Here is a 25873-nt window from a genome sequence, read left to right as displayed (position 1 = left end):
GGCGGCCCACCGGTCTTTTCCGGGTGCCGTTGGTGATCAGTGGCGGGGGCAGAGGCAGCAGGAGGGTGGACCCGATGGTCGTCAGATTCGTGCGGGACGAGACCGCGGAAGCGGCGGCGGAGGACGCGAGCACGCTCAACGAGCTCCCGGCCCCGCCCCGGCAGTTGCTCGACCGGCACGGCGCCCGCGTGCTCGATCCGGCGACGGCCGTCGTCGCGGCCGGGCAGCCGGCCCCGCGCACGACCGTGTACCGGCCGGGCGTGTTCCTCATCCCCCAGCGGTACCTCCGCGACCAGCAGGCGCTGGCCGCGATCAACGGCGTCCTGGCCCGCATCGGCCTCTACGCCGCTCCCGCCGCCCGGAGCGGCGGCACGAAGGAAACCGCCCGCCACCAGCAGCTCGAGGACCTGCCCGTCCGGGCCCTGCTGCACGTCCGCGAAGACGCCGACCCGGTCGTCGTCGACTGCTGGAAGGCGCTTCAGCTGCTGCGGTCCGCCGCGGCGGGCGAGCGGCCGGAGCTCGATCCCGAGATGGTCGCCGCCATCTCGCCGGAGCACCTGCTGTTCACCACACCGGTGTTCGGCGGGGTGCCGTGGGAGACCAGCGGCCTCGGCGGCACGCCCTGGGAGACCAGCGGGTTCGGCGCGGGCAGTTCCTACGGACGCACGCGCGGCGCCAACCGGATCCCGGTGACGCTGGCCGCGGCCCCGCCCTACCGCACCGAGAAGCCCGCGCACCGGCGGCCGGTGATCGCCGTGCTGGACACCGGCATCGGCCCGCACCCGTGGTTCGGGCTGGCCGACCGCAGCGGGCCGCCGCCCGCCGGCGCCGGGCTCGCCGTCGCGCCGGGTATCCAGGCGGCGATCCTGCAGGCCGAGCTCGATGCCGGCACCACACAGCTGCTCTCCGGCTACTGGGACGCGCCGACGTCCGGCCAGCCGCTGATCGGTGACGTCGACACCGACACCGGGCACGGCCTGTTCATCGCCGGCATCATCCGGCAGGCCTGCCCCGAAGCCGACACCCTCGCGATCCGCGTCGTGCACAGCGACGGCGTCGCCTACGAAGCCGACGTCCTGCTCGCGCTGCACCTGCTGGCCGACCGCGTCCGGACCGCGCAGGCGGACAACCGGCCGGAAGACGTGGTCGACATCGTCTCGCTGTCACTGGGCTACTACGAGGAGAACGCGGCGGACATCGCCTACACGGGGCAGTTCGGTGCGGCCATCGCGGAGCTGCTGGGCCTCGGCGTGCTCGTCGCCGCCGCCGCGGGCAACGACGCCACCACCCGCCGGTTCTACCCGGCGGCCTTCGCCGACCAGCCGCTCTCCGGCGGCTGCGGCCCGCAGGTGATCAGCGTCGGCGCGCTCAACCCCGACGTCACCGCCAGCAAGGCGCTGTTCTCCAACGAAGGCCCGTGGGTGCGTGCCTGGGCGACCGGCGCCGGTGTCGTCAGCACTTTCCCGACCGACGTCCGGGGCACCGCGGCCGCCGACCACGAGGTGCCCGGCTACGGCCGCAGCTCCTTCGACCCCGACGACTACAGCGCCGGCTTCGCGGTCTGGGACGGCACGTCGTTCGCCGCGCCGCTCGCCGCCGCCGAACTCGGCAGGGCCCTGCTCCAGGCCGGGGGCCTCGACACGGTCGACCGCGAAACCGTCGTCAAGCGCGCTTGGACCGCGCTGGGCTCGCTGTGAACGTGGCCAAGACCGACCACGGCCGCGTGGCGGCCCTGTTCGACGCCGCGCGGGAGGGCGACCGCGCGGCGCTGGACGACCTCGTCTCCCTGCTCACGCCGCTGCTCTGGCAGGTGGCGCGTGACCAGGGGCTCGACGCCGACCAGGCCGCCGACGTCGTGCAGACGACGTGGCTGCGGCTGCTCGGCTCGTTCACGGAGATCCGCTCGCCGGTCGCCCTGACCGGCTGGCTGATCACCGTCACCAAGCGGGAAGCCTGGCGCACCGGGGAAAAGCGCCGGGTCGAACGGCCGCTGCCGGAGCTCCCGGAGCGGCTGTCGGAGGCATCGCCGGCACCCGAGGAGGGGGTGCTGAGCGAGGACCAGCGCGTGCGGTTGTGGCGCGCGGTGGACAACCTGCCCGAACGCTGCCGCAGCCTGCTGCGGATCGTGGCGTTCGTGCACCGGCCGGACTACGCCGAAGTGGGCGCCCGGCTGGGGATGCCGAGGGGGAGTATCGGCCCGACCAGGGGACGCTGCCTCGCGCGCCTGCGCGAGCAGCTACTCGCCAACGGCGAAGGAGATTGGCTGTGACGACCGTCGAACCACCAGGTGCTGACGAGCCCTTGGACGAGCTCGACTTCCGGCTGCTGGCCGGCGTGCGCGAACTGTGGGAAGACGCCGACCCGATGCCCGCCACGCTGCTGGACCAGATCCGGTTCGCCATCCAGCTGGAGCACGTCGACCTGGAAGTGATGCGCATCCGGGAACAGGAGGGCCTCGCGGTCGCGCGCAGTGCCGCCGAACAGGGACGGCTCATCACGTTCGACAGCGAAAGCCTCACCATCATGGTGAACGTGAGCCCGGAACCCGGTGGCGCGATGCGCCTGGACGGCTGGCTCACCCCGCCCGCCGCGCACCCGATCGAGGTCCGCACCAAGGACGGGACGCTGACGACGACGTCGGACCCCGAGGGCCGGTTCGCGGTCAGCGGGGTGCCGCACGGCATGGTGCAGGTCCTCGTCCGCACGGAGGGCCGGTCGAGGACGGTGAGCACGCCGGCGATCGAACTCTGACGCGGGGCGGATCACCGCTCGGTGAGGTCCTCGGCGGGCCACCGTTCGAGGAACGCTCCGAGAGCGTCGTCGATGAGCGCGCCCCTCGGAGTGGGTTCCTCCCAGGGGCCGAGGTGGTCGACGAAGGCGCCGGCCAGCACCTCGAGCACGGCTTCATGCTGGGCGAGGGTCGGTTTCGCCTGCGTCCGCAGCGCGGCCAGCAGGTCCGGGGCGCGGTCGCCGAGCAGCTCCACGACGATCCCGCGGTACCGGCGCGGCAGTGCTCCGATGACCGTCGACCCGGGAAAGGACATCCGGTCACCGTACTGACCCGCGTCCGAGAGCTGCCTGGTACCTCTGACTCGGAGGTACGATCCGGGGCGTTCTTCCCCGGCCGAAAGGGCAGCCCGTGGTCGCGTCGCCGAGGGTCGAAGACCGGGTCCGCGACCTGCACCGGCGTGCGGTCGCGGCGACGAACAACGGCCAACCGGTGGTCGGCGGCCGCCTGATCCGCTCCGCCGCGCGCCTCCTCGGCCTGCCCGCCGCGAAACCACCGCCGGAGTGGCCGGCCTGGCCTGACCTCGCGACGCGCGTGCTCGGCACCTACGCGGCCGTCGAAACGGCGCTGGGCCACAGCGCCCGCGGGCTGGCACTGCTCGACGAGGCCGACGCCCTCGTGTCGGACGCCGGGCGCGGGATCCTGCGCCAGCAACGCGGTCTCGTGCTCATCCTGATCGGCCGGATGGACGAGGCGCTGACGTGCTTCGACGAAGCCGTCCCGCTGCTGCGGCAGGCCGGCGAATTCGTCGTGCTCGCCAGGACGCTGCTCAACCGCGCGATGCTGCACCAGTACGCCGGCCGCGTCCGGCTCGCGCTCGCCGACCTCGACCAGTGCGAGCAGGTCGGGGCCGGCCAGCTCGAAGAAGAGGGCCTGGCCAGGATCTTCGCCAAAGCCGCGCACGGCCGCGGCCAGGCACGGGTGCTGACCGGCGACATCCCGGGCGCCCTGCGCGACTTCGACGCGGCGAGCGGCTTCTACGCCGAGCAGAGCGTCGGGATGCTGCCGGTGCTGGCCGTGGACAAGGCGCGGGCGTTGCTGGCCGCCGGGCTGCCCCACGAAGCGGCCGCCGAACTGGACGCGGCGCTGGAGCTGTTCCCGCGGCTGCGGATGAACCAGGAACACGCCGAGGCCGAGCTGACCAGGGCGCTGGCGGCGCTGGCGAGCGGTGCTCCGGCGGCCGCGCGGAGCTGGGCCGGGCGCGCCGAACGCCGGTTTCGCCGTCGTGGCAACGAAACCTGGGCGGCGGTGGCGCAGCTGACCGTGCTGCGCGCGGACTTCGCGGCCGGGCGGCGGATCGCCCGCGTCTCCGTGGAAGCGACCGCGCTGGCGGAGCGGCTCACCGGGCTGGGCCTGCGCAACGACGCGGAGATCGCGGCGCTGCTGGCGGCCCGGGCCCGGATCGCGCTGGGCGACCTCGACGGCGCCCGCGCCGGGATCGCCCCGCGCGACCGCCGGACCGCGCCGCTGGAGAACCGGCTGGTGCGGCGGCTCGCGCTGGCCGAGCTCGGGGCGGCCACCGGCCACCGGCGCGTGACGTTCGCGAACGCGCGGGCCGGGCTAGCGCAGCTGCAGCGGCACCGCAGCCGGTTCGGCAGCCTCGACCTGCAGACCGGGACGACGTCACTGGGCAAGGAACTCGCCGACGCCGGTCTCGCCGCCGCACTCGCCCAGCGCTCGCCGGGCGTGGTGTTCCGCTGGCTCGACCGCTCGCGCGCCCAGGCGTTCCGGTTCCGGCCGGTGCGCCCGCCGGCGCACCCGGAGATCGTCGACGCCGTCGCCGAGCTGCGGTTCCTCTCGATGCAGATCCGCGCGGGCGAGCTAGCCGGGAAGCCGGACACCCAGGCCGTGAAGCGGTGTGCCGCGCTGGAACGGGAGATCCGCGCGAAGGGCTGGCAGGCCGAAGGCGTCGACGTCGACCACCCGGAGGCGAAGCTGCGCGAGATCGGCGACGAGCTCGCGGCGGCCGGCAGCGCGATGGTGTGCTTCCTCGCCGATCGGGGTGCGTTGTGCGCGCAGGTGATCGCGAACCACCGGGTGGCGCTGATCGAGCTCGGCCCGGCGTCGGCGGTCGCGGAGCCGGTCGCGCGGCTGCACAGCGACCTCGACGCGTTGTGCGGGCGCCAGCTGCCACCGCGGCTGGACCAGGTCATCCGCCGTTCGGTGCGGACGCAGGTCACCGCGCTGGACGCGATCCTGCTGGCGCCGCTGGCCCCCCGGCTCGGCGACCTCGACGTCGTCATCGTGCCGACCGGTGCGCTTTCGGCGATCCCGTGGGGGCTGTTGCCGACGGTGCACGGCCGCCCGGTGACGGTCACCCCGTCGTCGTCGGCCTGGCTCGACGCGGGCCACCGGTCCGGCCGGGCGACCGGAGCGCCGCTGCTCGTCGCCGGCTCCGACCTGATCCACGCGGAGGCGGAAGTCGCCCGGCTGGCGCCGTTGTACCCGGACGCCGAGGTGCTGACCGGCCCGGACGCGACGGTCGCGGCCACGCTCAAGGCGTTCGACGGCTGCCGCCTGGCCCACTTCGCCGCGCACGGCCACCACGAGCGGGAGAACGTGCTCTTCTCCCGGCTCACCCTGGCCGACGGGCCGCTGATGGCCTACGACGTCCAGCAGCTCGCGACGGCACCGGAGCAGGTGGTGCTGTCCTCGTGCGACGTCGGCCAGGCGGTGGTCCGTGCGGGCGACGAGGTCCTCGGCTTCACGGCGGCGCTGCTCTACGGCGGCAGCCGCACGGTGGTCTCGAGCGTGGCGCGGGTCGACGACCGCACCGCCGGGGGCGTGATGCTGGCGTTCCACCAGGCACTGGCGGGGGGCACACCCCCGGCGCGCGCCTTGGCGGATGCGGCGCAGGCGGAGCCGCTGATGCCGTTCGTCTGTTTCGGCCGCAGCTGACAGGCCCCCGAGCGCCCCAATGTGGCCTTGGGTGCGTTCAACGCACCGAAGGCCACATTGGGGCGCTCGGGTCCTGGTCAGTCGGCGAGCGTCGCCAGCAGCCGGTGCGCCTGCGCGCGCAGCTCGTCCGACGGCTCCGGCAACCCCGCCAACCGGACCACGCCGTCGGCGCCCTCGCGGACGTGGGCCTCGACGTCCAGGGCCGGGTCGTCCCTGCGGATCACCGCGATGCTCTCCACGAGGCCGAACACCAGGTCCGTCCGGACCCCGGCCGCTTCCGGTGGCACGCCCGACGCCGCCACCAACCGGCCGTACGCCTCCTTCAGTTCCGCGCGCTCGGTGCGGAAGCGGGCCAGGTTGGGCGAGCCGACCTCGGGCAGCAGGTACAACGCCCCCAGGTTGTGCCGGGCGCCGCCGAGGAGGCCGATGTCCGCGTACGCCAGCGCCCACAACCGGACCGCCGCCGGGGCCGCGCCGGCGACGAGCCGGGCCGCCACGGCCAGCGACGGGCGGACCGTCTCGGCCAGCAGTTCGGCGAGGATGTCTTCCTTCGCCGGGAAGTGGTAGTAGAGCGACGCCTGGCGCAGGCCCGCGCGTTCGGCGATCGCCCGCGTCGTCGTGGCCGCGTAACCGGCTCCGGTGAACAACTCCCCCGCCGCGTCGAGCACCGCCTGGCGCGCGTCCGGCCGGCTCGCCGCCGCTCCGCTCGCCCTCGGCCTGCCGACCCCCGACCCGTTGCCCACAGCGTGATCTTGCCAGGTCCGGGACCGGAGCACTCCCACCGAGGTGCTGTTACGCCCGGATGTCGCCGTTGACGGTCCGTCGGTACGAGCGTTAACCCGTCCCTAACGCGCCGGAGATCACGGCGTCGTGGCCACGCCTTAATTTCTGTCAAGCGATAGAAACCAGGTCAGGAGCGCGCATGACCCCACCCGACGAACTCGCCGCCTTCGGCTACCGCCAAGAACTCCGCCGGTCGCTGGGCGGGTTCTCCGCCTTCGCCGCCGGCTTCTCCTTCGTCTCCATCCTCACCACCGTCTTCCAGCTCTTCGGCTTCGGCTACACCTTCGGCGGGCCGCTCTTCTTCTGGACGTGGCCGGTCGTCCTGGCCGGCCAGGTGCTCGTCGCGCTGGTCTTCGCCGAACTAGCGGCGCGCTATCCCCTCGCCGGATCCGTGTACCAGTGGGCGAAACAGCTCAGCAAAGGCTTCCTGGGCTGGCTCGCCGGCTGGATGATGCTGCTCGGCTGCATCGTCGCCCTCGCGGCGGCCGCGATCGCGCTGCAGGTCGTGCTGCCGTCGGTGTGGGACGGCTTCCAGTTCGTCGGCGGCGACCCGTCGGTGACGTCGCCGACCGGCGCGGCCAACGCCGTGCTGCTCGGCACGCTGCTGCTCGTCTTCACCACCGCGGTCAACACCGGCGGCGTCCGGCTGATGGCGCGGATCAACGACGTCGGCGTCGCGGCCGAACTGCTCGGCGTCGTCGTCCTGGTCATCGGGCTCGGGCTGTTCGCCGTGCGGGGCCCGCAGGTCGTGCTGCACGACGCGCCGGGCACCAGCGCCGGGATGGGCGGCGTGCTCGCTTCAGCCCTCATGGCGGCGTACGTGCTCTACGGCTTCGACACCGCCGCCTCGGTCGCGGAGGAGACGAAGAACGCGCGCAAGACGGCTCCCCGTGCGGTGCTGCGGGCCGTGCTCGTCTCCGGGATCGGCGGCCTGGCGGTGGTCCTCACCGCACTGATGGCCGCGCCGAGCCTCACCGACGGGCAGCTCGCCGGCCACGGCCTGCCCTACGTGATCACGGCCGTCTTCGGCGACACCCTGGGCCGGATCTTCCTCGCCGACGTCGCGATCGCCGTCGTGGTCTGCACCCTCACCATCCAGACCGGCACCGTCCGGCTGATCTACGCGATGGCCCGCGACGGCGCGCTCCCGGCCTCCGCCCGGCTCGCCGCGGTCAGCCCGCGCACCGGGGCGCCGGTCGCGCCCGCGCTGCTGTCCGGGGCGCTGGCCATCGGGCTGCTGCTGCTCAACGTCGGCAACCCGACGCTGTTCAGCACGATCACCGGGACGTCGGTGGTCGTCGTCTACCTGGCCTACCTGCTGGTCACCGGGCCGCTGCTGGTGAAACGGCTGCGCGGGCAATTCCCGGCGGAGGCGGGCCGGTTCTCCCTAGGCCGCTGGGGCGTTGCGCTGAACGGGGCAGCCGTCGTCTACGGAATCGGCATGATCGTGAACATCGCGTGGCCCCGCGCGGAGATCTACGATCTCGCCGGTTCGGGCTCCCCCTGGATGCTCCTGTTCCCGATAGAGTTCGTCGGCGGCGCACTGGTGATCGGCTGGCTCTGCTGGCTGCGGCTGCGCCCCGCTCCCGCCCTCGAACCCGCGATCTGAGAGAGGACGACCATGAGCACCACCGCGACGACCTACGGAGCGCGCGACCACGCCCGCGCCCAGGCCGGCACCGTGGTCGACACGATGCCGTCGATCCCGGCGAGCACCTGGCCATCCGCGGTGCCCGACGTCGCCCCCGAGGCGTTGACCTGGGCCGAAACCGTGGCCGGCGGCGGGTACACGCACAAGGTGCTGGCCCGGGGCACGCGGCTGCGGCTGACCGACGTCGACGGCAACGCGTGCGCACACCTGCTGCTGTTCAACGCCGACGGGCCATGGGAACGGCTCAACGTCGCCGACACGGTCAAGGTGCAGTGGAACGCCTACCTCGGCGAGTCGGTGGCGCTGCTGTCGGACCAGGCGCGGGTGCTCGCCACGATCGTCGCGGACTCGAGCGGGAAGCACGACGCCCTGTGCGGGACGTCCACTGTGGACGGCAACACCGCGCACTACGGTGACGGCTCCCCGCAGGGCCCCTCCCCCGCCGGACTGCCGCTGCTCACCCTGGCGGCGGCCAAGAACGGCCTGGGGCCGCGTGATCTGCCGCCGAGCCTGTCGTTCTTCCAGGGCGTGCGGGTCCAGCCCGATGGCGGCCTGGAGTTCACCGGCTCCGCCGGCGCGGGACAGTCCGTCGAGCTGCGGATCGAGATCCCGTCGATCGTGCTGCTCGCCAACGTCGCCCACCCGCTCGACCCCCGCCCGGACTACGCCGTGTCCAAGCTCGAAGTCCTCGCCTGGCGCGACCGGCCGTCCACTCCGGACAGTCCGGAGTGGACGCACACGCCGGAAGCGCAGCGCGCCTTCGAGAACACCGCCGACTACCTCACCGCCCGGGGGATCGCATGAGCACGACGTACGAATCGCAGCTGGAAGTCAGCTTCGACGTTCCCGCGCGGGCGCCGTTCTCGACGGTGCTGAAGCAGGGCCAGGAGCTGGCCATCATGGACCTGGGCGGCAACCAGGCCGTCGACTTCCTCTGCTACGACGCGGACGACACGGCGCAGCGCTACAGCGCGGCCGCGACGATCGCCGCGCAGGGCAACATCTTCCTGACCACCGGCAGCGTGCTGCGCACCCAGGAGGGTGCCCCGCTGCTGACCGTGGTCGCCGACACCTGCGGCCGCCACGACACGATCGGCGGCGCGTGCAGCAAGGAGTCCAACAGCCTCCGCTACGGTCAGCACACCCGCTACCAGCACGCCTGCGTCGAAAACTTCCTCATCGAGGGCGCCAAGTGGGGCCTGGGCAAGCGCGACCTGGTGAGCAACGTCAACTGGTACATGAACGTGCCGGTCGAGGCGGACGGCACCCTCGGCATCGTCGACGGCATCTCCGCGCCGGGCCTGGAAGTCCGGCTGCGCGCGGAGACCGACGTGCTGGTGCTCGTCTCGAACTGCCCGCAGATCAACAACCCCTGCAACGGGTTCGACCCGACGCCGGTGCGGATGATCGTCATCTCCCCCGGAGGCGGCGAGTGAGGCTGCTCGTCGCCAACCGCGGCGAGATCGCGGTCCGGATCCTGCGCAGCGCGAAGGACCTGGGGGTCGAAACGGTCGCGGTGTACTCCGACGCCGACCGCCTCGCCCCGCACGTGCGGCTCGCCGACCGGGCCGTGCGGCTCGGCCCGGCGCCCGCGGCGGAGAGCTACCTGCGGGCCGGCGCGATCATCGCCGCGGCGCTGGAGACCAGCTGCGACGCGATCCACCCCGGCTACGGCTTCCTCTCGGAGGACGCGGCGTTCGCGCGGGCCTGCGAAGACGCCGGGATCGCGTTCGCCGGGCCGTCCCCGGAGCACCTGGAGGTGTTCGGCAGCAAGCACACCGCGCGCGAGGCGGCGATCGCGGCGGGCGTCCCGCTGCTGGCCGGCACCGGGCTGCTGTCCGATGTGGACGAAGCACTGGCGCGCGCGGAGGACATCGGCTACCCGGTGATGCTCAAGGCGACCGGCGGCGGGGGCGGGATCGGGATGCGCGCCTGCGCGTCACCGGACGAGCTGCGCGCCGCCTGGGACACCGTGCGCAGCGTCGCGGCCAAGAGCTTCGCCAGCTCCGGGGTCTTCCTCGAACGCCTGGTGACCCGCGCGCGGCACGTCGAGGTCCAGGTGTTCGGCGACGGCTTCGGCGAGGTGCTGGCTCTGGGCACGCGCGACTGCTCGCTGCAGCGGCGCAACCAGAAGGTCGTCGAGGAGTGCCCGGCGCCGGAGCTGCCCGAGGCCGTCCGGCGGCAGCTGGTCGACGCGGCCGTCGCGTTGTGCTCGTCGGTGCGGTACCGCTCGGCGGGCACGGTCGAATACGTCTACGACGCCGAGCGCGGCGAGGCGGCGTTCCTCGAGGTCAACACCCGGCTGCAGGTCGAGCACCCGGTCACCGAAGCGGTCTACGGCGTCGACCTGGTCGCCTGGATGCTGCGGCTCGCCCAGGGCGACCGCGCGATGTTCCGCGCGGTGCCCGTCGCCCGCGGCCACGCCGTCGAAGCGCGGGTCTACGCCGAAGACCCGAGCGCCGGGCACCGGCCGAGCGCGGGACTCGTCACGCGGGTCACGCTGCCCCCGGAAACGCGGGTGGACACCTGGGTCGAAGCGGGCACGACCGTGACCACGCACTACGACCCGTTGCTGGCCAAGGTGATCTGCGCCGGGACCGACCGCGCCGAGGCACTGGCGAACCTGCGGGACGCACTCGCGGCCACCCGGTTCGACGGGGTGCAGACCAACCTGGGACAGCTGCGGGCGGCGGCCGCCGCCGGGGCGTTCGCCGCCGCCGTCCACGACACGTCCACTTTGGACGACGTCGAGGACGCGGAGCCGCGGATCGACGTGGTCCGCGGTGGGACGATGACGACCGTGCAGGACTGGCCGGGCCGCTCCGGGTTCTGGTCCGTCGGGGTGCCACCGAGCGGGCCGATGGACGACCGTTCGCTGCGGCTGGGCAACCTCGCACTCGGCAACCCCGAGGGCGCGCCCGGCCTGGAGTGCACTGTGGACGGCGTGGCGCTGCGGTTCTCGCACGCCACCGAGGTGTGCGTCACCGGCGCGCCGGCGACGGTCCTCGTCGACGGCGCCGAGGTGCCCTTGTGGACGCCCGTCGAGGTCCCCGCGGGCGCGGCGCTCGACGTCCGGGCGTGCACCGCCGGGCTGCGCAGCTACGTGCTGGTCCGCGGCGGGGTCGACGTGCCGGAGTTCCTCGGCAGCGCGGCGACGTTCACGCTGGGGAAGTTCGGCGGCCACGGCGGCCGCGCGCTGGCCGCCGGGGACGTCCTGCGGCCCGGTCCGGCGCCCGCGGACCCGGTCCTCGGGCCGGTCGCGGAGGCCGACCGGCCCGCGATCGCCACCCACTGGACGATCGGCGCGCTCGAAGGGCCGCACGCGGCACCGGAGTTCTTCACCCCCGAAGACGTCGACACGTTCTACGCCACGGACTGGCAGGTGCACTTCAACTCGGCGCGCACCGGCGTCCGGCTCGTCGGGCCGCGGCCGAAGTGGGCCCGCGCGGACGGTGGTGAGGCGGGCCTGCACCCGTCGAACATCCACGACACGCCGTACGCAATCGGCGCCGTCGACTACACCGGCGACCTGCCGATCCTGCTCGGCCCGGACGGGCCCAGCCTGGGCGGGTTCGTCTGCCCGGCCACGGTCGCCACCGGCGAGCGGTGGAAGCTCGGGCAGCTGCGGCCGGGCGACACCGTGCGGTTCGTGCCGATCGGCCCCGATCACGCGGCGGCGCTGCGGAGGCGGCCCGCGTCGGCGGTCGAGCCGAGCCGGCCCGCGCGCGACGACGGCGGCGTCCTCGCGCGACTGTCCTCTTCGGACAGTGTGGAATCTTCGGGCGAGCCGTCGGTCACCTACCGCCGCAGCGGCGACGACAACCTGCTCGTCGAATACGGCGAGATGAAGCTCGACCTCGCCCTGCGGATGCGGGTGCACGCGCTGGCCGAGCGGCTCGCGGCCGAAGGCGTGCCGGGGATCGTGGACCTGACGCCGGGCATCCGGTCGCTGCAGGTGCACGTCGACCCGGACGCGCTGCCGGTCGGCAAGGCGCTCGGGCTGGTGCGGGAACTGGAACGGGACCTGCCGCCGACGCACGACCTCGTGGTGCCGAGCCGCAGCGTCCGGCTGCCGCTGTCGTGGGACGACCCGGCGACGCGCGAGGCGATCGAGCGGTACATGACCGGCGTGCGCGACGACGCGCCGTGGTGCCCGTGGAACATCGAGTTCATCCGGCGCGTCAACGGACTGTCCAGTGTGGACGACGTGTACCGCACGGTGTTCGACGCCGAGTACCTCGTGCTCGGCCTCGGCGACGTCTACCTCGGCGCGCCGGTGGCGACGCCGCTGGACCCGCGTCACCGCCTGGTCACGACCAAGTACAACCCGGCCCGGACGTGGACGGCGGAGAACTCCGTCGGCATCGGCGGCGCCTACCTCTGCATCTACGGCATGGAAGGCCCGGGCGGCTACCAGTTCGTCGGGCGGACCGTCCAAGTGTGGAACAGCTGGCGCGGCGGCGACCAGCCGTGGAACCTGCGGTTCTTCGACCGGATCTCCTGGTACCCGGTGTCGGCCGAGGAGCTGCTGGACCTGCGGGCGCGCAGCGCGTCCGGGCAGCAGGAACTCGACACCACCGAGGGCTCGTTCGCGCTGGCGGACTACCAGAAGTTCCTGGCGGACAACGCCGGCAGCATCGCGGACTTCCGGGCGACGCAGTCGGCCGCGTTCGAGGCGGAGCGGCAGGCGTGGGCCGCGGCGGGCGAGTTCGACCCGAAGCCGGAGCCGGTCACCCGGCCGCCGGCCCGGGTCGAGGCACCGCCGGGCGGGCACGTCGTGGAGGCGCCCTTCGCGGCGACGGTGTGGCGGGTCGACGTCGCCGCGGGCGAGCGCGTCGAGAACGCGCAGTCGCTGGTGACGCTCGAAGCGATGAAGACGGAGGCGCGGATCCCCGCGCCGGCGAGCGGTGAGGTGGTCGAAGTGCTCGTGTCCCCCGGTGACCAGGTGGCCCCCGGCACGCCGCTGGTGGTGCTGGGATGAGCGCGGTGGAGCGGGTACGGGCGGCCTATCGGCGCATCGAGCGGGTCGACCGGCCGGAGATCTGGATCGACCTCCGGCCGGAAGCCGACGTCCTGGCCGAGGCCGCGGCTTTGGAAGAGCGCGGCTTGCCGCTGTACGGCAAGATCGTCGCGGTCAAGGGCAACATCGACGTCGCGGGCCTGCCAACGACGGCGGGCTGCCCAGACTACGCGTACAAGCCGGAGGCCGACGCCCCGGTGGTGGCGCGGCTGCGGGCGGCGGGCGCTTTGGTGCTCGGCACGACGAACCTGGACCAGTTCGCGACCGGCCTGGTCGGGACGCGGAGTCCCTATGGTGCAGTGCGGAACGCCGTGGATCCCGCCTACGTTTCCGGCGGGTCGAGTTCCGGCTCGGCGGTGGCCGTCGCGCTGGGCATCGTGGACCTGGCGCTGGGCACCGACACCGCGGGATCCGGGCGGGTACCGGCGGCCTTCAACGGGATTGTCGGACTGAAGCCGACCCCGGGCCTGCTGTCCACCGAAGGAGTCGTCCCGGCCTGCGCGAGCATCGACTGCGTTTCGCTGTTCGCGCGGACGGTCGAAGAAGCGTCGTTCGCGCTGACCTGCCTGGCCGAGCCCGCGCAGGTCCACACCGGACGGTTCCGGCTCGGTGTCCCGTCCCCGGACCAGCTGGGCCCCCTGGCTCCTGGCTGGGCCGAGGCGTTCGAGGCGGCCATCGCGGAGTACTCGGCCGCGGGCGCCGAAGTGACCACTGTGGACATTTCGGCGTTCCTGGAAGCCGCACAGCTGTTGTACGGCGGCGCGTTCGTCGCCGAGCGGTACACCGCGGTCGGCGAGTTCATCGACGCCCACCCGGACGCCGTCGACCCGGTCGTGCGCTCGATCATCGGCCCGGCGCGGGACATCCCGGCGCACCGGCTGTTCGCCGATCAGGAGACCCTGGCGGGGCTGCGGGCGGCAGCACTGGCCGTGCTGGCGGGCGTCGACGCGCTCCTGGTCCCGACGACGACCGAGCACCCGACCCTGGCGGAGGTCGCGGCGGACCCGGTGGCGGTCAACGCGCGCCTGGGCCGGTTCACCAACGCGACCAACCTGTTCGGACTGTCGGCCCTCTCCGTCCCGGCGGGCTCGGTGCACGGACGTCCGTTCGGCGTGATGTTCCTCGGTGCCCCGCACGACGACCTGAAACTGGCGGCGCTGGCGGGATTGCGCACGTCCCGCATCCCGATCGTGGTGGTGGGCGCGCACCTGCGGGGTCAGCCGCTGAACCACGAACTCACGTCCCGGGGCGGCCGGTTCGTGTCCACGGTGTCGACGGCGGCTTCGTACCGGTTGTACGCGCTGGACACGGTGCCGCCGAAGCCCGGGCTGGTGCGGGTCGCGTCCGGCGGGGTGCCGGTGGCGGCGGAGGTGTGGGAGCTGCCCGCGAAGGGCTTCGGCGAGTTCGTGGCCGGAATCCCGGCCCCCCTGGCCATCGGGAAGCTGGAACTGGCCGACGGCAGGTCGGTGTCCGGCTTCCTCTGCGAGCCGGCGGCGACGGAGGGAGCGGAGGACATCTCGGCGAAGGGTGGCTGGCTGGCGCACCTCGGCGTCCGGTAAATGGGTTGCGCGGCCGGTCGACACTGAAGTGGTGAAAGTCCGTTCGTGCGGCCATCTCGCTCCGGCCGCCGGGGCGCGGGTCTGCGCCCACCTCACCACCGACAACGGGCCCGGATGCTTCCGCGTGCTCACCGGGAGCAAAACCGACTTCGCCCTGCTGTGCGGCCCCTGCGCCGATCTTCCGGCCCCGGAGCTGCTCGACGCGTGCGTCGGCTGCTTCGACCGCGCCGAGGAACTGGCGCACCTCGGCTGGCGCGGCTCGCCCGAGGTCCTGCTGCGGGACCGCGAACTCGACGGCACCTGGGCGACGCGGCCCTGCCCGGTGCGCCCGCTGAACGACCGGTGCCTGGCGCCGGCGCCAGGCGGCTGGCTCGCGCTCGCCGAAGCGGGTTTCGTCCGGATCGACGACGAGGACCAGTGGCTCCTCGGGCCGGTCGTGCTGCCCGAGGAGCGTGACGTCGAACGGTACGAGCGCCCGGACCGGCCCCGGGCGCCTGCGCTGCACACTTCGCCCGACGGGCGGTTCGCGGCGATCGTCTCGGACTACGGGCAGTACGGCACCGTCGTCGACCTGGCGGAGTGGGTCACCGTGCTCGACCTCGATCGTGACTGGAACGACAACGAGTGGACCCGCTTCCCGTTCGCCTTCCTCGGCGAGGGCCGGTTCGTGGCGGCCACGGACTGGAACCGGCTCGACGTCTTCGACGCGGCCACCGGCCGGCTGCTGACCGAGCGCCCCACCACCCGCGAGGACAACCCCGGGGACTACCTCGACTACTTCTTCGGCGCCCTGCTGCCCAGCCCGTCCGGCCGTTCGCTGCTCACCGACGGCTGGGCCTGGCACCCGGTGGGCATTCCGCTGGTCATCGACTGCGCGGCGTGGCTCGCGGGCGACCGGCACGCTCCCGAACACGGACGCCACCTCGCCGACCGCGGCAATGCCTGGGACACCCCGATGGCCTGGCTGGACGAGAACACCGTGGCCCTGCAGGGCATGGGCAGCGACTCGCCGCTCCTCGACGGCATCGAGCTGCGCGAAGCCGCGACCGGGCGTTGGACCGGGTCCTTCGCCGGGCCTGCCGGGCGGATGTGGGGCCACGACGGCCTGCTGTACGTCGCCGCCGAGGCGGGGTTGGAGGTCTGGGACCCAGCCGAAGGCGCCCGCGTCGGTTTCGCCCCGGGGTTCCACCCCATCGCCCACGCCGACGGCGTCTTCGCCGAACTGCGTAACGATCAGCTGAGATCTTGGACAACTCCGCGGTAACAAGCCTCACCCGTGGGCACCTGGACGCCGATTCTCCTGAGTGAACCCCCGGAGGCGGCCATGACCACGGCGACCACATCCCCGCAGACCACGCTCGTCCACTCGTACCTGTTCCTCCGGCGCGCGATCGGGCTCATCGGCCTGGCCCTCCCGGTCGTCCTCGTCCTCGGCAAGCAGCTCGTGGACGGCGGTGACCTCATCGGGTCGCTGAGCGGCTACTACTACACCGACCTGCGGGACGTCCTGGTCGGCGCCATGTGCGCGGTCGGGGTGTTCCTCCTCGCCTACTACGGCCACGACCGGATCGACAACCTCGCCAGCAGCATCGCCGGGCTCGGCGCGATCGGCCTCGCCCTGCTGCCCACCACCCCGGACCACGACGTGACGGGCTGGGACCGGACCTCCGGCGTGCTGCACTGGGTCTTCGCGGCCGTGTTCTTCCTCTCCCTCGCGTACTTCTGCCTCCGCCTGTTCCCCCACGACGGCGAGCAGCCGCCCGGCACCGGCGTCGTCTACCGCGCCTGCGGGGTGGTGATCCTCGCCTGCCTGGTGCTGATCGCGGTGACCAAGGCGCTCGGCCTGCTGCCGTCGCTGCTGCCCGCGTTGTGGCTGGAGGCCGTCGCGGTGGAGGCGTTCGGCGTCGCCTGGCTCGTGAAAGGACAGACTCTGGAACCCAGGAGTGTGCGGTAGCCCACTCGACCGGGCCACACCACTGGTTACCGACCGGTAACAAGGGCTATCGTGCGGTCAACAACGTCTACTTGATGGAGCATTCGTGGCCGCACCAGCAACGCCGCTCGCGCCGACCGCGCGGGGCGTGCGAAACGTCGCCTTCGTCGAGGGGGTCCGCACCCCCTTCGGCAAGGCCGGCGACAAGGGCATCTACGCCGGGACCCGCGCCGACGACCTGGTCGTCAACGCCATCCGTGAGCTGCTGCGGCGGCACCCCGAACTGCCGCCCGAGCGCGTCGACGAGGTGGCCATCGCCGCCACCACCCAGACCGGCGACCAGGGCCTGACCATCGGCCGCACCGCCGCGCTGCTGGCCGGGCTGCCCAAGTCGGTGCCCGGCTTCGCCATCGACCGCATGTGCGCCGGCGCGATGACCGCCGTCACGACCGCCGCGTCCGGCATCGGCTTCGGCGCCTACGACATCGCCATCGCCGGCGGCGTCGAGCACATGGGCCGCCACCCGATGGGTGAAGGGGTCGACCCGAACCCGCGGATCATCGCCGACAAGCTCGTCGACCCGACCGCACTCGTCATGGGCCAGACCGCCGAGAACCTGCACGACCGGTTCCCCGCGATCACCAAGCAGCGCACCGACGCCTACGCCGCGCGCAGCCAGGAGCGCTACGCCGAGGCCGTCAAGACCGGCAAGATCGGCCCCGAACTGGTCCCGGTCGCCACCCGCTCGAAGGAGCTGGGCTGGGGCCTGGCCACCGAGGACGAGCCGCCCCGCCCGGGCACCACGCTCGAAACCCTCGCGAACCTGAAGACGCCGTTCCGGCCCTTCGGCCGGATCACCGCGGGCAACGCGGCCGGCCTCAACGACGGCGCGACCGCGTCGCTGCTCGCCGACGAGGAAACCGCCCGCGAGCTGGGCCTGCCGGTCGCCATGCGGCTGGTCGGCTACTCCTTCGCCGGTGTCGAGCCGGAGGTCATGGGCATCGGCCCGGTGCCGGCCACCGAGAAGCTGTTCAAGCGCACCGGCCTGTCGATCGACGACATCGGCCTGTTCGAGATCAACGAGGCCTTCGCCGTCCAGGTGCTGGCCTTCCTCGACCACTTCGGCATCGACGACGAAGACCCGCGCGTGAACCAGTGGGGCGGCGCCATCGCGTGCGGCCACCCGCTGGCCTCGTCCGGCGTCCGGCTCATGACGCAGCTGGCCCGCCAGTTCGCCGAGCGGCCCGACGTGCGCTACGGCATGACGACGATGTGCATCGGCATCGGCATGGGCGGCACCGTGATCTGGGAGAACCCGGCGTTCGAGGGGGCCAAGTAATGACTTTCACCGCTGAAGCAGCGAAGGCCGCGTTCCCGGACGAGGTCGTCACGGTCGCGAAGACCCGCCTGATCAAGGTGCCCGGCCTCACGAAGCAGGTCGCGCTGATCACGCTCGACAACGGCCACGACCACACCCGGCCGAACACCTTCGGCCCGCAGGGACTCGTGTCCTTGAACTCCGCGCTGGACAAGGCGTTCGAGGCCGAGCCGGCCGCGATCGCCGTCACCGGCAAGCCGTTCATCTTCGCCGTCGGCGCCGACCTGTCCGGCGTCGAATCGGTGAGCGACCCCGAGCTGGCGCGCGAGATCGCCCAAACCGGGCACGACGTGTTCCGCCGCCTCACCGAGTCTTCGATCCCGACGTTCGGGTTCGTGAACGGTGCGGTCATGGGCGGCGGCCTGGAGCTGGCGCTGTCCTGCCACTACCGGACGCTGTCGGAGAACACCGCCGCGATCGCGTTCCCCGAGGTCTTCCTCGGCCTGTTCCCGGGCTGGGGCGGCACGCAGCTGCTGCCGAACCTGATCGGCGCGGACGCCGCCGTCACGGTGATCATCGAGAACGCCCTGGCGCAGAACAAGATGCTGAACGTCAAGCAGGCGGCCCAGCTCGGCATCGTCGACGAGGTGTTCGGGTCCGCCGACTACCTCGAGCAGTCGCTGCTGTGGCTGGCTCGCGTGGTGAACGGCGAAATCACCCCGGCCCGCCCCGAGATCGACCGCGGGTCCGGCTGGGACGCGGCCATCGCGCGCGCCAAGTCCATTGTGGATGGTCGCACGCACGGCGCCTCGCCGGGCGCGACGAAGGCCGTCGAACTGCTGGAGCTGGCTCGCGAAAACGATCTGGACCGCGGCTACGCGGCCGAGACCGACGGCCTCGCCGAGCTGCTCATGTCCGACGTCCTGCGCGCCGGGCTGTACTCGTTCAACCTGGTCAACAAGCGCGCCAAGCGCCCGGCCGGCGCGCCGGACAAGTCTCTGGCCCGCAAGGTGAACAAGGTCGGCATCGTCGGCGCCGGCCTGATGGCCAGCCAGCTCGCGCTGCTGTTCGTCCGCCGCCTGAAGGTGCCGGTCGTCCTGACCGACGTCGATCAGGAGCGCGTCGACAAGGGCGTCGGGTACGTCCACGCCGAGATCGACAAGCTGCTGGGCAAGAAGCGCCTCTCCCCGGACAGCGCGAACCGGCTCAAGGCGCTGGTCACCGGCTCGCTCGACAAGGCCGCGTTCGCCGACGCCGACTTCGTCATCGAAGCCGTGTTCGAGGAGCTGGGCGTCAAGCAGCAGGTGTTCGCCGAGCTGGAGCAGCACGTCAAGCCGGAGGCGATCCTGGCGACGAACACCTCGTCGCTGTCGATCACCGCGATGGCGTCGAAGCTGCAGCACCCCGAGCGGGTCGTGGGCTTCCACTTCTTCAACCCGGTGGCCGTGCTGCCGTTGCTGGAGATCGTCCGCGGCGAGCGGACCGACGACGCGGCGCTGGCGACGGCGTTCTCGGTCGGCAAGCAGCTGAAGAAGTCGAGCGTGCTGGTGAAGGACGCTTCGGCGTTCGTCGTCAACCGGCTGCTGCTGCGCTTCCTCGGCGAGGTGCTCGTCACCGTCGACGAGGGCACGCCGTTCGAGGTCGCCGACCGGGCCCTCGAACCGCTCGGCCTGCCGATGACGCCGCTGACGCTGATGCAGCTCGTCGGCCCGGCCATCGCGCTGCACGTCGGCGAGACGCTGCACGAGGCGTTCCCGGACCGGTTCACGGTGTCGGACAACCTCGCCAAGTTCGTCAAGGCGGGCAAGAAGGCCGTCTGGGTCTGGGACGACAAGGGCAACCAGTCGCCCGACCCGGAGGTCGTCGAGCTCTGGACGCAGGGCGACCGGCCGTCCACTTCGGAGCAGGTGCGCGAGCGGGCCCTGTCCGCCATCGCCGAGGAGATCCGGATCATGCTCGACGAGGGCGTGGTCGCCGAGGCGCAGGACATCGACCTGTGCCTGCTCCTCGGGGCCGGTTGGCCGTTCTGGAACGGCGGCATCACGCCGTACCTGGACCGCTCCGGCGTGTCCGAGCGCGTGAACGGCAAGCCGTTCCTCGCTCCGGGCGTGGCTTCGGTCCCGGCTCGCTAGTATTCGCCCTCTCTCGGGCACTTCGGCGGCGGCGCGGTGAGTTTCAGCTGCGCCGCCGTCGTGTCGGAGTCGATGACCGTCACGCGTTCGGCCGTCCGGTAGCGGGCGTGCAGCTCCTGCGCCCAGGCCTTCAGGTCGGTGCCGGGGACGGCGAGCAGGGACACCGACGGCGGCTCCACGAACACCCGCCGGGCCTTCGGGTCGGCGCGGAAGGACGGCACCGCGGCCCGCATGTCCTCTTCGGACGAAAAGGTCACGACGACCGCCGCGCACAGCGTGTGCCCGGCCAGGGGTGCGGGGTTCGTGTCCACCGGCAGACCGGGTGGCCGGACGAGCGCGGCGATGAAGAACGCGAGCCCGATGCCTGCCGCCAGTGCCAGCGCGATCACCGGCAGCAGCACCCGGGTCAGGGGTTTCTCCGCCACACCGAAGATCACAGCACACGTTGTCCGCGGGGACACCACCCGTTCACCCCGGCGGCTTAGCGTCCCGCCGTGACCACCGACAGACGCCGCTTCCTCAAGGGCGCCGGCCTCGCCGCCGCCGCGAGCGTGCCCCTCCAGGCCCCCGACCTCGACTTCAGCGGCCTGTGCGGTCGTTACCAGTGGCTCGTGGGCGACCACCACACGCACAGCCAGTACTCGTACGACGCGATGTACCGGATCGACGACATCGCGCGCGGCGGGCGGGCGCACGGCGCGGACTGGATCGTCTTCACCGACCACGGCCACGCCGAGCACGAGAACGTGTCGGTCGAGCCCACCGAAGCCGACTTCCTCGCCGCCCGGCGGAAGTACCCGGACCTGCTGCTGTGGCACGGCATGGAGTGGAACGTCCCCGGCGCCGAGCACGCGACCGTGTTCTTCCAGGCCGGTTCGGAGCAGGCAGCCAAGCTGCGCGAGTTCGAGCGGGCCTTCGACTGGCGGCTGACGAACTCGGAGGCGTCGAGCCCGGCGAACGAGGCGCTCGCGCTCCGGGCGTTGCGCTGGCTGGCCTCGGAGGAACAGGCGAGGCGGATTCACGCGCCGGTCGTGCTGATCAACCACCCGCTGCGCAACGGCCGCGTCGCCCCGCACGAGCTGCGGGCCTACCGCGACGCCGCGCCGGGCATCGTCATCGGCATGGAAGGCGCGCCCGGCGCCCAGGCGGACGGCTTCCCCAAGCCGCTCGGCAACGGCGGCGCGCGCGGCGGCTACGTCAACAACCCCGGCCCGAACTCGTGGCCAGGCTACCCGGCCGAGGCGTACCGGACGCACGGCGGCTGGGACTGGGCGACGGCGAAGGTCGGCGGGCTGTGGGACTCCCTGCTCGCCGAAGGCAAGCCGTGGTGGGTCACCACGAACTCCGACTCGCACTACAACCGCGGCGACACGCTGGTCCGCCCGGACGTGCCGGGCGACTGGTACGACACGACCGGCAAGTTCCCCGACCCGCTCGACTCCGGCGTCCCGCAGCTGGCCGCTCCGTACGCCGACTTCTACCCGGGTGAGTTCAGCCGCACGTACGTCGGCGTCACGCGGCGCAGCCTCGAAGGCGTCCTGGAGGGCCTGCGGGCCGGGCGGATCTGGCTGTCCCACGGCGGCCTGGTCCAGGAGCTCGAGGTCGGCGTGTCCGGCGGTGGTTCCTCGGCGACGCTGGGCGGGCGCCTGCGGGTGCGGCGCGGATCGGACGTCACGGTCGTGGTGCGCGCGCGGCTCGCGTCGCGGCCGAACGGCGGCGGCTCGGTGCCGCGGCTGGCGCGGCTCGACGTCGTCGCGGGGCCGGTGACCGGCCCGGCCGCCGACCGCGACACGATGACCGCGCCGGGCACGCGGGTCGTGGAGTCGTTCGAGCCGCAGTGGGCGCCGGGGCGGCAGGTCGTGTTCCGGCACACCTTCCGGAATGTGCGTTCGCCGTTCTACGTGCGCGTCCGGGGCTCGAACGGCGACGCCGAGCCCACTCCGGACGTCATCGGGCAGGCGAACCCGTTCGAAGACTTGTGGATGTACGCGAACCCGGTTTTTGTGGACTTGTGCTGAATGGACCACATCGGTCCTCTACGACGACGCCCTCGACGGCCTGCCCCCGACATTCGTGGCCACGTGCGGCTTCGACCTCCTCCGCGACGAAGGCGAGGCCTACGCGCCGGCTCGCGTCCGCCGGAGTCCCCCTGGTCCACCGACGTCACGAAGGCCAGCTGCACGGCTTCGCCAACCGGGTCGGCATCGACCCGGACGCCCGCGCGGCCATGCTCCACGCCGCCGGAGTCCTCCGCGCCGGCCTCGCCCTGTCCCGACCACGTGATTGAGCACGGATCTCACGTGATCGAACACGGATCTCGCGTGATTGTGGGCGGATCTCGCGAGATCCGTCTCTGATCACGCGAGATCCGGCTCCAAGCACGCGAGATCCGGTTCCGATCACGGGTGATGACTGGTGGCGCTCGGTCAGCGCACCGGCAGGTGGACCGTCACGCCGAGGCCGCCGCCCACGATCGGTTCCGCCGTCACGCTCCCGCCGTGGGCCGCCACCGCCGCGCGGACGATCGAAAGGCCGAGGCCCGCGCCCGAGCGGGCCGTGCGGGCCACGCCCGCCCGGCGGAACGGCTCGAACAGCTCCGGTACCGTCGCCGGGTCCACCAGCCCGCCCGAGGAGCGGACCCGCAGCGTCGACCACCGCGGCCCCGGCTGCGTCACGACCTCCAGCCAGCCGTCCTCGACGTTGTGGCGGACCGCGTTCTCCAGCAGGTTGCCCGCGATCCGCTCCAGCAGCGCCGGATCGCCGAACGCGGGCGCCGGCGGCGTCGTGAACGAAGCCCGGATACCGCGCTGGTTGGCTTCGCGCCGGACCGCGCGCCACGCCCGGTCGACGACCACGGCGAGGTCCACCGGCTCGTGCACGCCGAGCCCCGCGCCGTCGGTGCGGGCCAGCAGCAGCAGGGAGTTCACCAGCTGCCCGGCGCGCTCGGTCGCGTCGCGGACCACGCCGCCCATCCGGCGCAGCTCGGCTGCGTCGGCGTCGTCGTCGGCCAGGGTGACGTCCAGTTCCGTGCGGATCACCGACAACGGCGTCCTCAGCTCGTGGCTGGCGTTGGCGACGAAGTGGCGTTGGGCGTCGAACGCGGCCTGGAGCCGGTCGAGCATGTCGTCGAACGTGCCCGCCAGCTCGGCCAGCTCGTCGCGGGAGCGGATCTCGCCGATCCGCTCCCCCAGTGACTCGACCGACAGCCGCCGGGCGGTCCCGGTGATCTCGCGCAGCGGCAGCAGCACCCGTGACGTGAACGTCCAGGCGAGGATCGCCGCGGCCGCCACCACCAGCAGGAACGCCAGCGAACCGAACAGCAGCATCCGGTCGCGGGCGTGCACCCGCAGGTGCTCGGCGAGCGTCGACGCGTCGACCTCCACGCCGTCGACGACGACCGTGCTGCCCGGCGGCATCTGGGGCACGGCGTCGAGCGAGTCGCGCACCAGCGTCCAGCCGAGCCAGAGCAGCAGCAGGCTGACCGCGGCGACCAGCACGGTCGCCAGCAGGGTGATCCGGACACGGAGGCTGCGGGTGCCCGGCAGGTTCACGCGCGTGGCGCGCCGGGCTCCGGCACCCGGTACCCGGAGCCGACGACGGTCTCGATGATCCCCGGCTCGCCGAGCTTCTTGCGCAGCGTCATCACGGTGACCCGGACGGTCGTGGTGAACGGGTCGGCGTTTTCGTCCCAGACGCGTTCGAGCAGTTCCTCGCTGCTGACGACCGATCCGGCGGCCTGCAGCAGGACCTCGAGGACGCCGAACTCCTTGCGCGTCAGCTCGATCGGCCCGCTCGCGCGGCGGACGGTCCGCTTCGCCGGGTCGAGCTCGACGTCCCCGGCGGTGAGCAGCGGCGGCGCGGCCGGCGTGGCGCGGCGGCCGAGCGCCCGCACCCGCGCGACCAGCTCGGGGAAGGCGAACGGCTTGGCCAGGTAGTCGTCGGCGCCCAGCGACAGCCCCTCCACGCGGTCCGACACCGAGCTGCTCGCGGTGAGCATCAGCACCCGGGTCAGCTCCCCGGACGCGACGATCTCCCGGCACAGCTCGTCCCCGGACATCCCGGGCAGGTCGCGGTCCAGCAGCACGACGTCGTACCGGGTGACGGCGGCCTTCTCGTGCCCGTCGTCCCCGGTGAGCGCGACGTCCACCGCCATCCCCTCGCGGCGCAGGCCACGGGCGATCGCGTCGGCCAGGGGTTCTTCGTCCTCGACTACCAAAACTCGCACCAGCACACAATCCCATATTTTCCTGAGAGTGCCCTTTAAGGACTGTGTGTGACCGGTGAGAGCCAGCGCAGCGCGAACCACAGCCGCATCCGGACCTCCGGGTCCGCCAATTCCACCCCCAATGCCTTCTCCACCTGCGCGATCCGGTGCCGGACGCTGTTGCGGTGGACGCCCAGTTCCGCGGCCGTCGGTTCCCAGGCGCCGTGGTGGGCGAGCCACGTCCGCAGCGTCGGCACCAGTGACCGGTCCCCCGCGCGATCCAGCGCCACCACCGGCTGAAGTGCCTTCGCAGCGAACCCCCGGGAAGCGTCCGGGTCCAGCAGCGCGTCGAAGTCCAGCGGCTCGGTCCCGGCCACGATCGGACGGCCGAGGGCGAGCGCCCGCGAAAGCAGCAGCTCCACCTCGGCCCGAGCCGAGGCCGCCTGGGAAGCGGGCACCGGCGAGCCCACCGCAGCCAGCCAGCCGTGTTCGCGCAGGCCCTCGAGCACCGGCAGCGAGACCGCCCCGGCGACGGCCACGAAGGACGGCCCGGGCCGCACCGAGACCAACGGCGTGTCCAGCCGGGCCCGCAGCCAGTCCGGGCGCTGGGCCACCTCGTCCGGGCCACGCCGGTACGCCGCCCCGGCGACCAGCCGGACCACGTCCGACCCCAGCAGTGACCGGGCCACTTCCCCGGGAGTCGTCCGGCCGAGCAGCAGGCCGGTGGCCGCCGCGCCCAGCTCGGCCGCGTCCGAGCCCGCGCGGCCGACCAGGCCGAGCAGGGCGGCGCCGACGGCGAGGATCGCCCGCTCGGCGCCGTCGAGCCGCCGGGACCGGCCGACGACCACCAGGTGCGACGCCGTGGCCTGGGGATACACCGGCTGGACGACGACGAACCCGCCGTCGAGTTCGGTGGTCGCGCTCCGGATCCCGCTGCCCGCCCGCACGGTCGCCATCAGCTCCCGCACCTCCGGCGGCAGCGGCGAAGGCGAATCGTGCGCCGAGGCCAGCACGTCCCCGCCGCCGACCAGGGCGACCCAGGACCGCAGCACCACCGCCAGCGACGACGTCAGCTCGCCGAGGCCGCCACCCGCGGCGCGCGTCAACGTCTCGCGCGCCGCCGTGATCCGCCGCTGCTCCCGCTGCCCGGCCTCGGTCAGCGCGACCGAGACCGCCTGGTTGACCGCCAGGAACGGCGTGCTCGACGGCACCACCAGCAGCGGCAGCCCGCTCCGCGCGCAAGCCCGGCGCAGGGGCTCCGGCAGGGTCTCGTGCACCGTCGGGGTGAGGCCGAACCCGAGCGCCGTCACGCCGGCCTCGCGCAGCCCGCGCACGTACTGGTCGATCCGCTCCGGCAGGTTGACCCCCGCGGTGAGGATCAGCTCGCCGCCCAGCAGGTAGGGCGCGGGGTCCTGCAGCTCGCTGACGTGCGCCCAGCGCACCGGGGCGTCCAGGGCGCCCGGCCGCAGCGTCTCGGGAACGACGTCGAGCGCGAGCTCCGGGTTGCCGACCACGTCCCGTAACGGAACATTCACCTCGGTGGACAGCGAATCCGTGATCTGGGTCATTGCGTCCTCAACGATGTCG

The 25873-nt window shown here is 72.9% G+C and carries 21 protein-coding genes; 15 read left to right on the top strand and 6 right to left on the bottom strand.

The window, feature by feature from the left end:
- The first annotated feature begins 74 nt into the window (after positions 1 to 74).
- Genes AB0F15_RS09985 through AB0F15_RS09975 form a run of 3 tightly spaced genes read left to right on the top strand, consistent with a single transcriptional unit; the run spans position 75 to position 2751 of the window.
- On the top strand, positions 75 to 1697 hold the full coding sequence (locus AB0F15_RS09985; RefSeq protein WP_360268036.1) for a S8 family serine peptidase: 1623 nt from the start codon (positions 75 to 77) through the stop codon (positions 1695 to 1697).
- Positions 1694 to 2269 (top strand): sigma-70 family RNA polymerase sigma factor, encoded by a 576-nt coding sequence (locus tag AB0F15_RS09980; protein WP_360268028.1) that lies wholly within the window; start codon positions 1694 to 1696, stop codon positions 2267 to 2269. The genes AB0F15_RS09985 and AB0F15_RS09980 overlap by 4 nt, the downstream gene beginning before the upstream one ends.
- A complete protein-coding gene (locus AB0F15_RS09975; RefSeq protein ID WP_360268025.1) occupies positions 2266 to 2751 on the top strand; it encodes a hypothetical protein in 486 nt (161 codons plus the stop codon). The genes AB0F15_RS09980 and AB0F15_RS09975 overlap by 4 nt, the downstream gene beginning before the upstream one ends.
- Before the next feature lie 11 nt (positions 2752 to 2762).
- On the opposite strand, the gene AB0F15_RS09970 is transcribed toward AB0F15_RS09975, so the two are convergent.
- Positions 2763 to 3044: a hypothetical protein gene (locus tag AB0F15_RS09970; protein WP_360268023.1), complete on the bottom strand. Its 282-nt coding sequence runs from the start codon at positions 3042 to 3044 to the stop codon at positions 2763 to 2765.
- Between the two features lie 95 nt (positions 3045 to 3139).
- On the opposite strand from AB0F15_RS09970, the gene AB0F15_RS09965 reads away from it, so the two are divergent.
- Positions 3140 to 5686, top strand: a complete 2547-nt coding sequence (locus AB0F15_RS09965; protein ID WP_360268021.1) for a CHAT domain-containing tetratricopeptide repeat protein — start codon at positions 3140 to 3142, stop codon at positions 5684 to 5686.
- A 77-nt stretch (positions 5687 to 5763) separates the two neighbouring features.
- Here the strand turns inward: AB0F15_RS09965 and AB0F15_RS09960 are convergent, their stop codons facing one another.
- A complete protein-coding gene (locus AB0F15_RS09960) occupies positions 5764 to 6429 on the bottom strand; it encodes a helix-turn-helix domain-containing protein (protein ID WP_360268018.1) in 666 nt (221 codons plus the stop codon).
- 179 nt (positions 6430 to 6608) lie between these two features.
- Between AB0F15_RS09960 and AB0F15_RS09955 the strand changes: the two genes are divergently transcribed.
- The 9 genes from AB0F15_RS09955 (at position 6609) to AB0F15_RS09915 (ending at position 20082) form a co-directional block, all read left to right on the top strand.
- Positions 6609 to 8078, top strand: a complete 1470-nt coding sequence (locus AB0F15_RS09955) for an amino acid permease (protein ID WP_360268015.1) — start codon at positions 6609 to 6611, stop codon at positions 8076 to 8078.
- Between the two features lie 12 nt (positions 8079 to 8090).
- A complete protein-coding gene (locus tag AB0F15_RS09950) occupies positions 8091 to 8924 on the top strand; it encodes an urea amidolyase associated protein UAAP1 (protein WP_360268013.1) in 834 nt (277 codons plus the stop codon).
- Positions 8921 to 9556, top strand: a complete 636-nt coding sequence (locus tag AB0F15_RS09945) for an urea amidolyase associated protein UAAP2 (protein WP_360268010.1) — start codon at positions 8921 to 8923, stop codon at positions 9554 to 9556. The genes AB0F15_RS09950 and AB0F15_RS09945 overlap by 4 nt, the downstream gene beginning before the upstream one ends.
- Entirely contained in the window at positions 9553 to 13101 is a 3549-nt protein-coding gene (gene uca, locus AB0F15_RS09940) for an urea carboxylase (protein WP_360268007.1), read from the top strand. The genes AB0F15_RS09945 and uca overlap by 4 nt, the downstream gene beginning before the upstream one ends.
- A complete protein-coding gene (locus tag AB0F15_RS09935; protein ID WP_360268005.1) occupies positions 13098 to 14699 on the top strand; it encodes an allophanate hydrolase in 1602 nt (533 codons plus the stop codon). Before uca ends, AB0F15_RS09935 begins: the two co-directional genes overlap by 4 nt.
- Positions 14700 to 14730: 31 nt before the next feature.
- Positions 14731 to 15963 (top strand): hypothetical protein, encoded by a 1233-nt coding sequence (locus AB0F15_RS09930; RefSeq protein ID WP_360268003.1) that lies wholly within the window; start codon positions 14731 to 14733, stop codon positions 15961 to 15963.
- A gap of 60 nt (positions 15964 to 16023) precedes the next feature.
- The gene (locus AB0F15_RS09925; RefSeq protein WP_360268001.1) at positions 16024 to 16653 is read left to right on the top strand and encodes a DUF998 domain-containing protein; all 630 of its coding nucleotides are present in this window, start codon (positions 16024 to 16026) and stop codon (positions 16651 to 16653) included.
- A 127-nt stretch (positions 16654 to 16780) separates the two neighbouring features.
- The gene (locus AB0F15_RS09920; RefSeq protein ID WP_360268598.1) at positions 16781 to 17971 is read left to right on the top strand and encodes a thiolase family protein; all 1191 of its coding nucleotides are present in this window, start codon (positions 16781 to 16783) and stop codon (positions 17969 to 17971) included.
- Positions 17971 to 20082 (top strand): 3-hydroxyacyl-CoA dehydrogenase NAD-binding domain-containing protein, encoded by a 2112-nt coding sequence (locus AB0F15_RS09915; protein ID WP_360267998.1) that lies wholly within the window; start codon positions 17971 to 17973, stop codon positions 20080 to 20082. The genes AB0F15_RS09920 and AB0F15_RS09915 overlap by 1 nt, the downstream gene beginning before the upstream one ends.
- Here the strand turns inward: AB0F15_RS09915 and AB0F15_RS09910 are convergent.
- Positions 20079 to 20507, bottom strand: a complete 429-nt coding sequence (locus AB0F15_RS09910; protein ID WP_360267996.1) for a hypothetical protein — start codon at positions 20505 to 20507, stop codon at positions 20079 to 20081. The genes AB0F15_RS09915 and AB0F15_RS09910 overlap by 4 nt on opposite strands.
- A 69-nt stretch (positions 20508 to 20576) precedes the next feature.
- Here AB0F15_RS09910 and AB0F15_RS09905 point away from each other — a divergent pair, with 69 nt between their 5' ends.
- Both AB0F15_RS09905 and AB0F15_RS09900 read left to right on the top strand, forming a co-directional pair.
- Positions 20577 to 22100, top strand: a complete 1524-nt coding sequence (locus tag AB0F15_RS09905) for a PHP domain-containing protein (protein ID WP_360267993.1) — start codon at positions 20577 to 20579, stop codon at positions 22098 to 22100.
- Positions 22084 to 22365 (top strand): alpha/beta hydrolase fold domain-containing protein, encoded by a 282-nt coding sequence (locus AB0F15_RS09900; protein ID WP_360267990.1) that lies wholly within the window; start codon positions 22084 to 22086, stop codon positions 22363 to 22365. The genes AB0F15_RS09905 and AB0F15_RS09900 overlap by 17 nt, the downstream gene beginning before the upstream one ends.
- Before the next feature lie 143 nt (positions 22366 to 22508).
- Here the strand turns inward: AB0F15_RS09900 and AB0F15_RS09895 are convergent, their stop codons facing one another.
- The 3 genes from AB0F15_RS09895 to AB0F15_RS09885 are packed head-to-tail and all read right to left on the bottom strand — an operon-like array spanning position 22509 to position 25854.
- Positions 22509 to 23633 (bottom strand): HAMP domain-containing sensor histidine kinase, encoded by a 1125-nt coding sequence (locus AB0F15_RS09895; protein WP_360267987.1) that lies wholly within the window; start codon positions 23631 to 23633, stop codon positions 22509 to 22511.
- Positions 23630 to 24307, bottom strand: coding sequence for a response regulator transcription factor (locus tag AB0F15_RS09890; protein WP_360267984.1), 678 nt, complete (start codon positions 24305 to 24307; stop codon positions 23630 to 23632). Before AB0F15_RS09890 ends, AB0F15_RS09895 begins: the two co-directional genes overlap by 4 nt.
- A 35-nt stretch (positions 24308 to 24342) precedes the next feature.
- A complete protein-coding gene (locus AB0F15_RS09885) occupies positions 24343 to 25854 on the bottom strand; it encodes a PucR family transcriptional regulator (RefSeq protein WP_360267981.1) in 1512 nt (503 codons plus the stop codon).
- Positions 25855 to 25873: the final 19 nt, after the last annotated feature.

Origin of the sequence: Amycolatopsis sp. NPDC026612 (genome assembly GCF_040638285.1) — a bacterium.
Taxonomy (GTDB): domain Bacteria; phylum Actinomycetota; class Actinomycetes; order Mycobacteriales; family Pseudonocardiaceae; genus Amycolatopsis.
This window is presented reverse-complemented; position numbering and strand designations above follow the sequence as displayed.

Bases quoted from the DNA above. Each gene is read 5' to 3' on its own strand.
- AB0F15_RS09935 (WP_360268005.1), top strand. From the start codon at position 13,098: ATGAGCGCGGTGGAGCGGGTACGGGCGGCCTATCGGCGCATCGAGCGG.
- AB0F15_RS09970 (WP_360268023.1), bottom strand. From the start codon at position 3,044: ATGTCCTTTCCCGGGTCGACGGTCATCGGAGCACTGCCGCGCCGGTAC.
- AB0F15_RS09915 (WP_360267998.1), top strand. From the start codon at position 17,971: ATGACTTTCACCGCTGAAGCAGCGAAGGCCGCGTTCCCGGACGAGGTC.
- AB0F15_RS09925 (WP_360268001.1), top strand. From the start codon at position 16,024: ATGACCACGGCGACCACATCCCCGCAGACCACGCTCGTCCACTCGTAC.
- AB0F15_RS09985 (WP_360268036.1), top strand. From the start codon at position 75: ATGGTCGTCAGATTCGTGCGGGACGAGACCGCGGAAGCGGCGGCGGAG.
- AB0F15_RS09950 (WP_360268013.1), top strand. From the start codon at position 8,091: ATGAGCACCACCGCGACGACCTACGGAGCGCGCGACCACGCCCGCGCC.
- AB0F15_RS09945 (WP_360268010.1), top strand. From the start codon at position 8,921: ATGAGCACGACGTACGAATCGCAGCTGGAAGTCAGCTTCGACGTTCCC.
- AB0F15_RS09955 (WP_360268015.1), top strand. From the start codon at position 6,609: ATGACCCCACCCGACGAACTCGCCGCCTTCGGCTACCGCCAAGAACTC.
- AB0F15_RS09885 (WP_360267981.1), bottom strand. From the start codon at position 25,854: ATGACCCAGATCACGGATTCGCTGTCCACCGAGGTGAATGTTCCGTTA.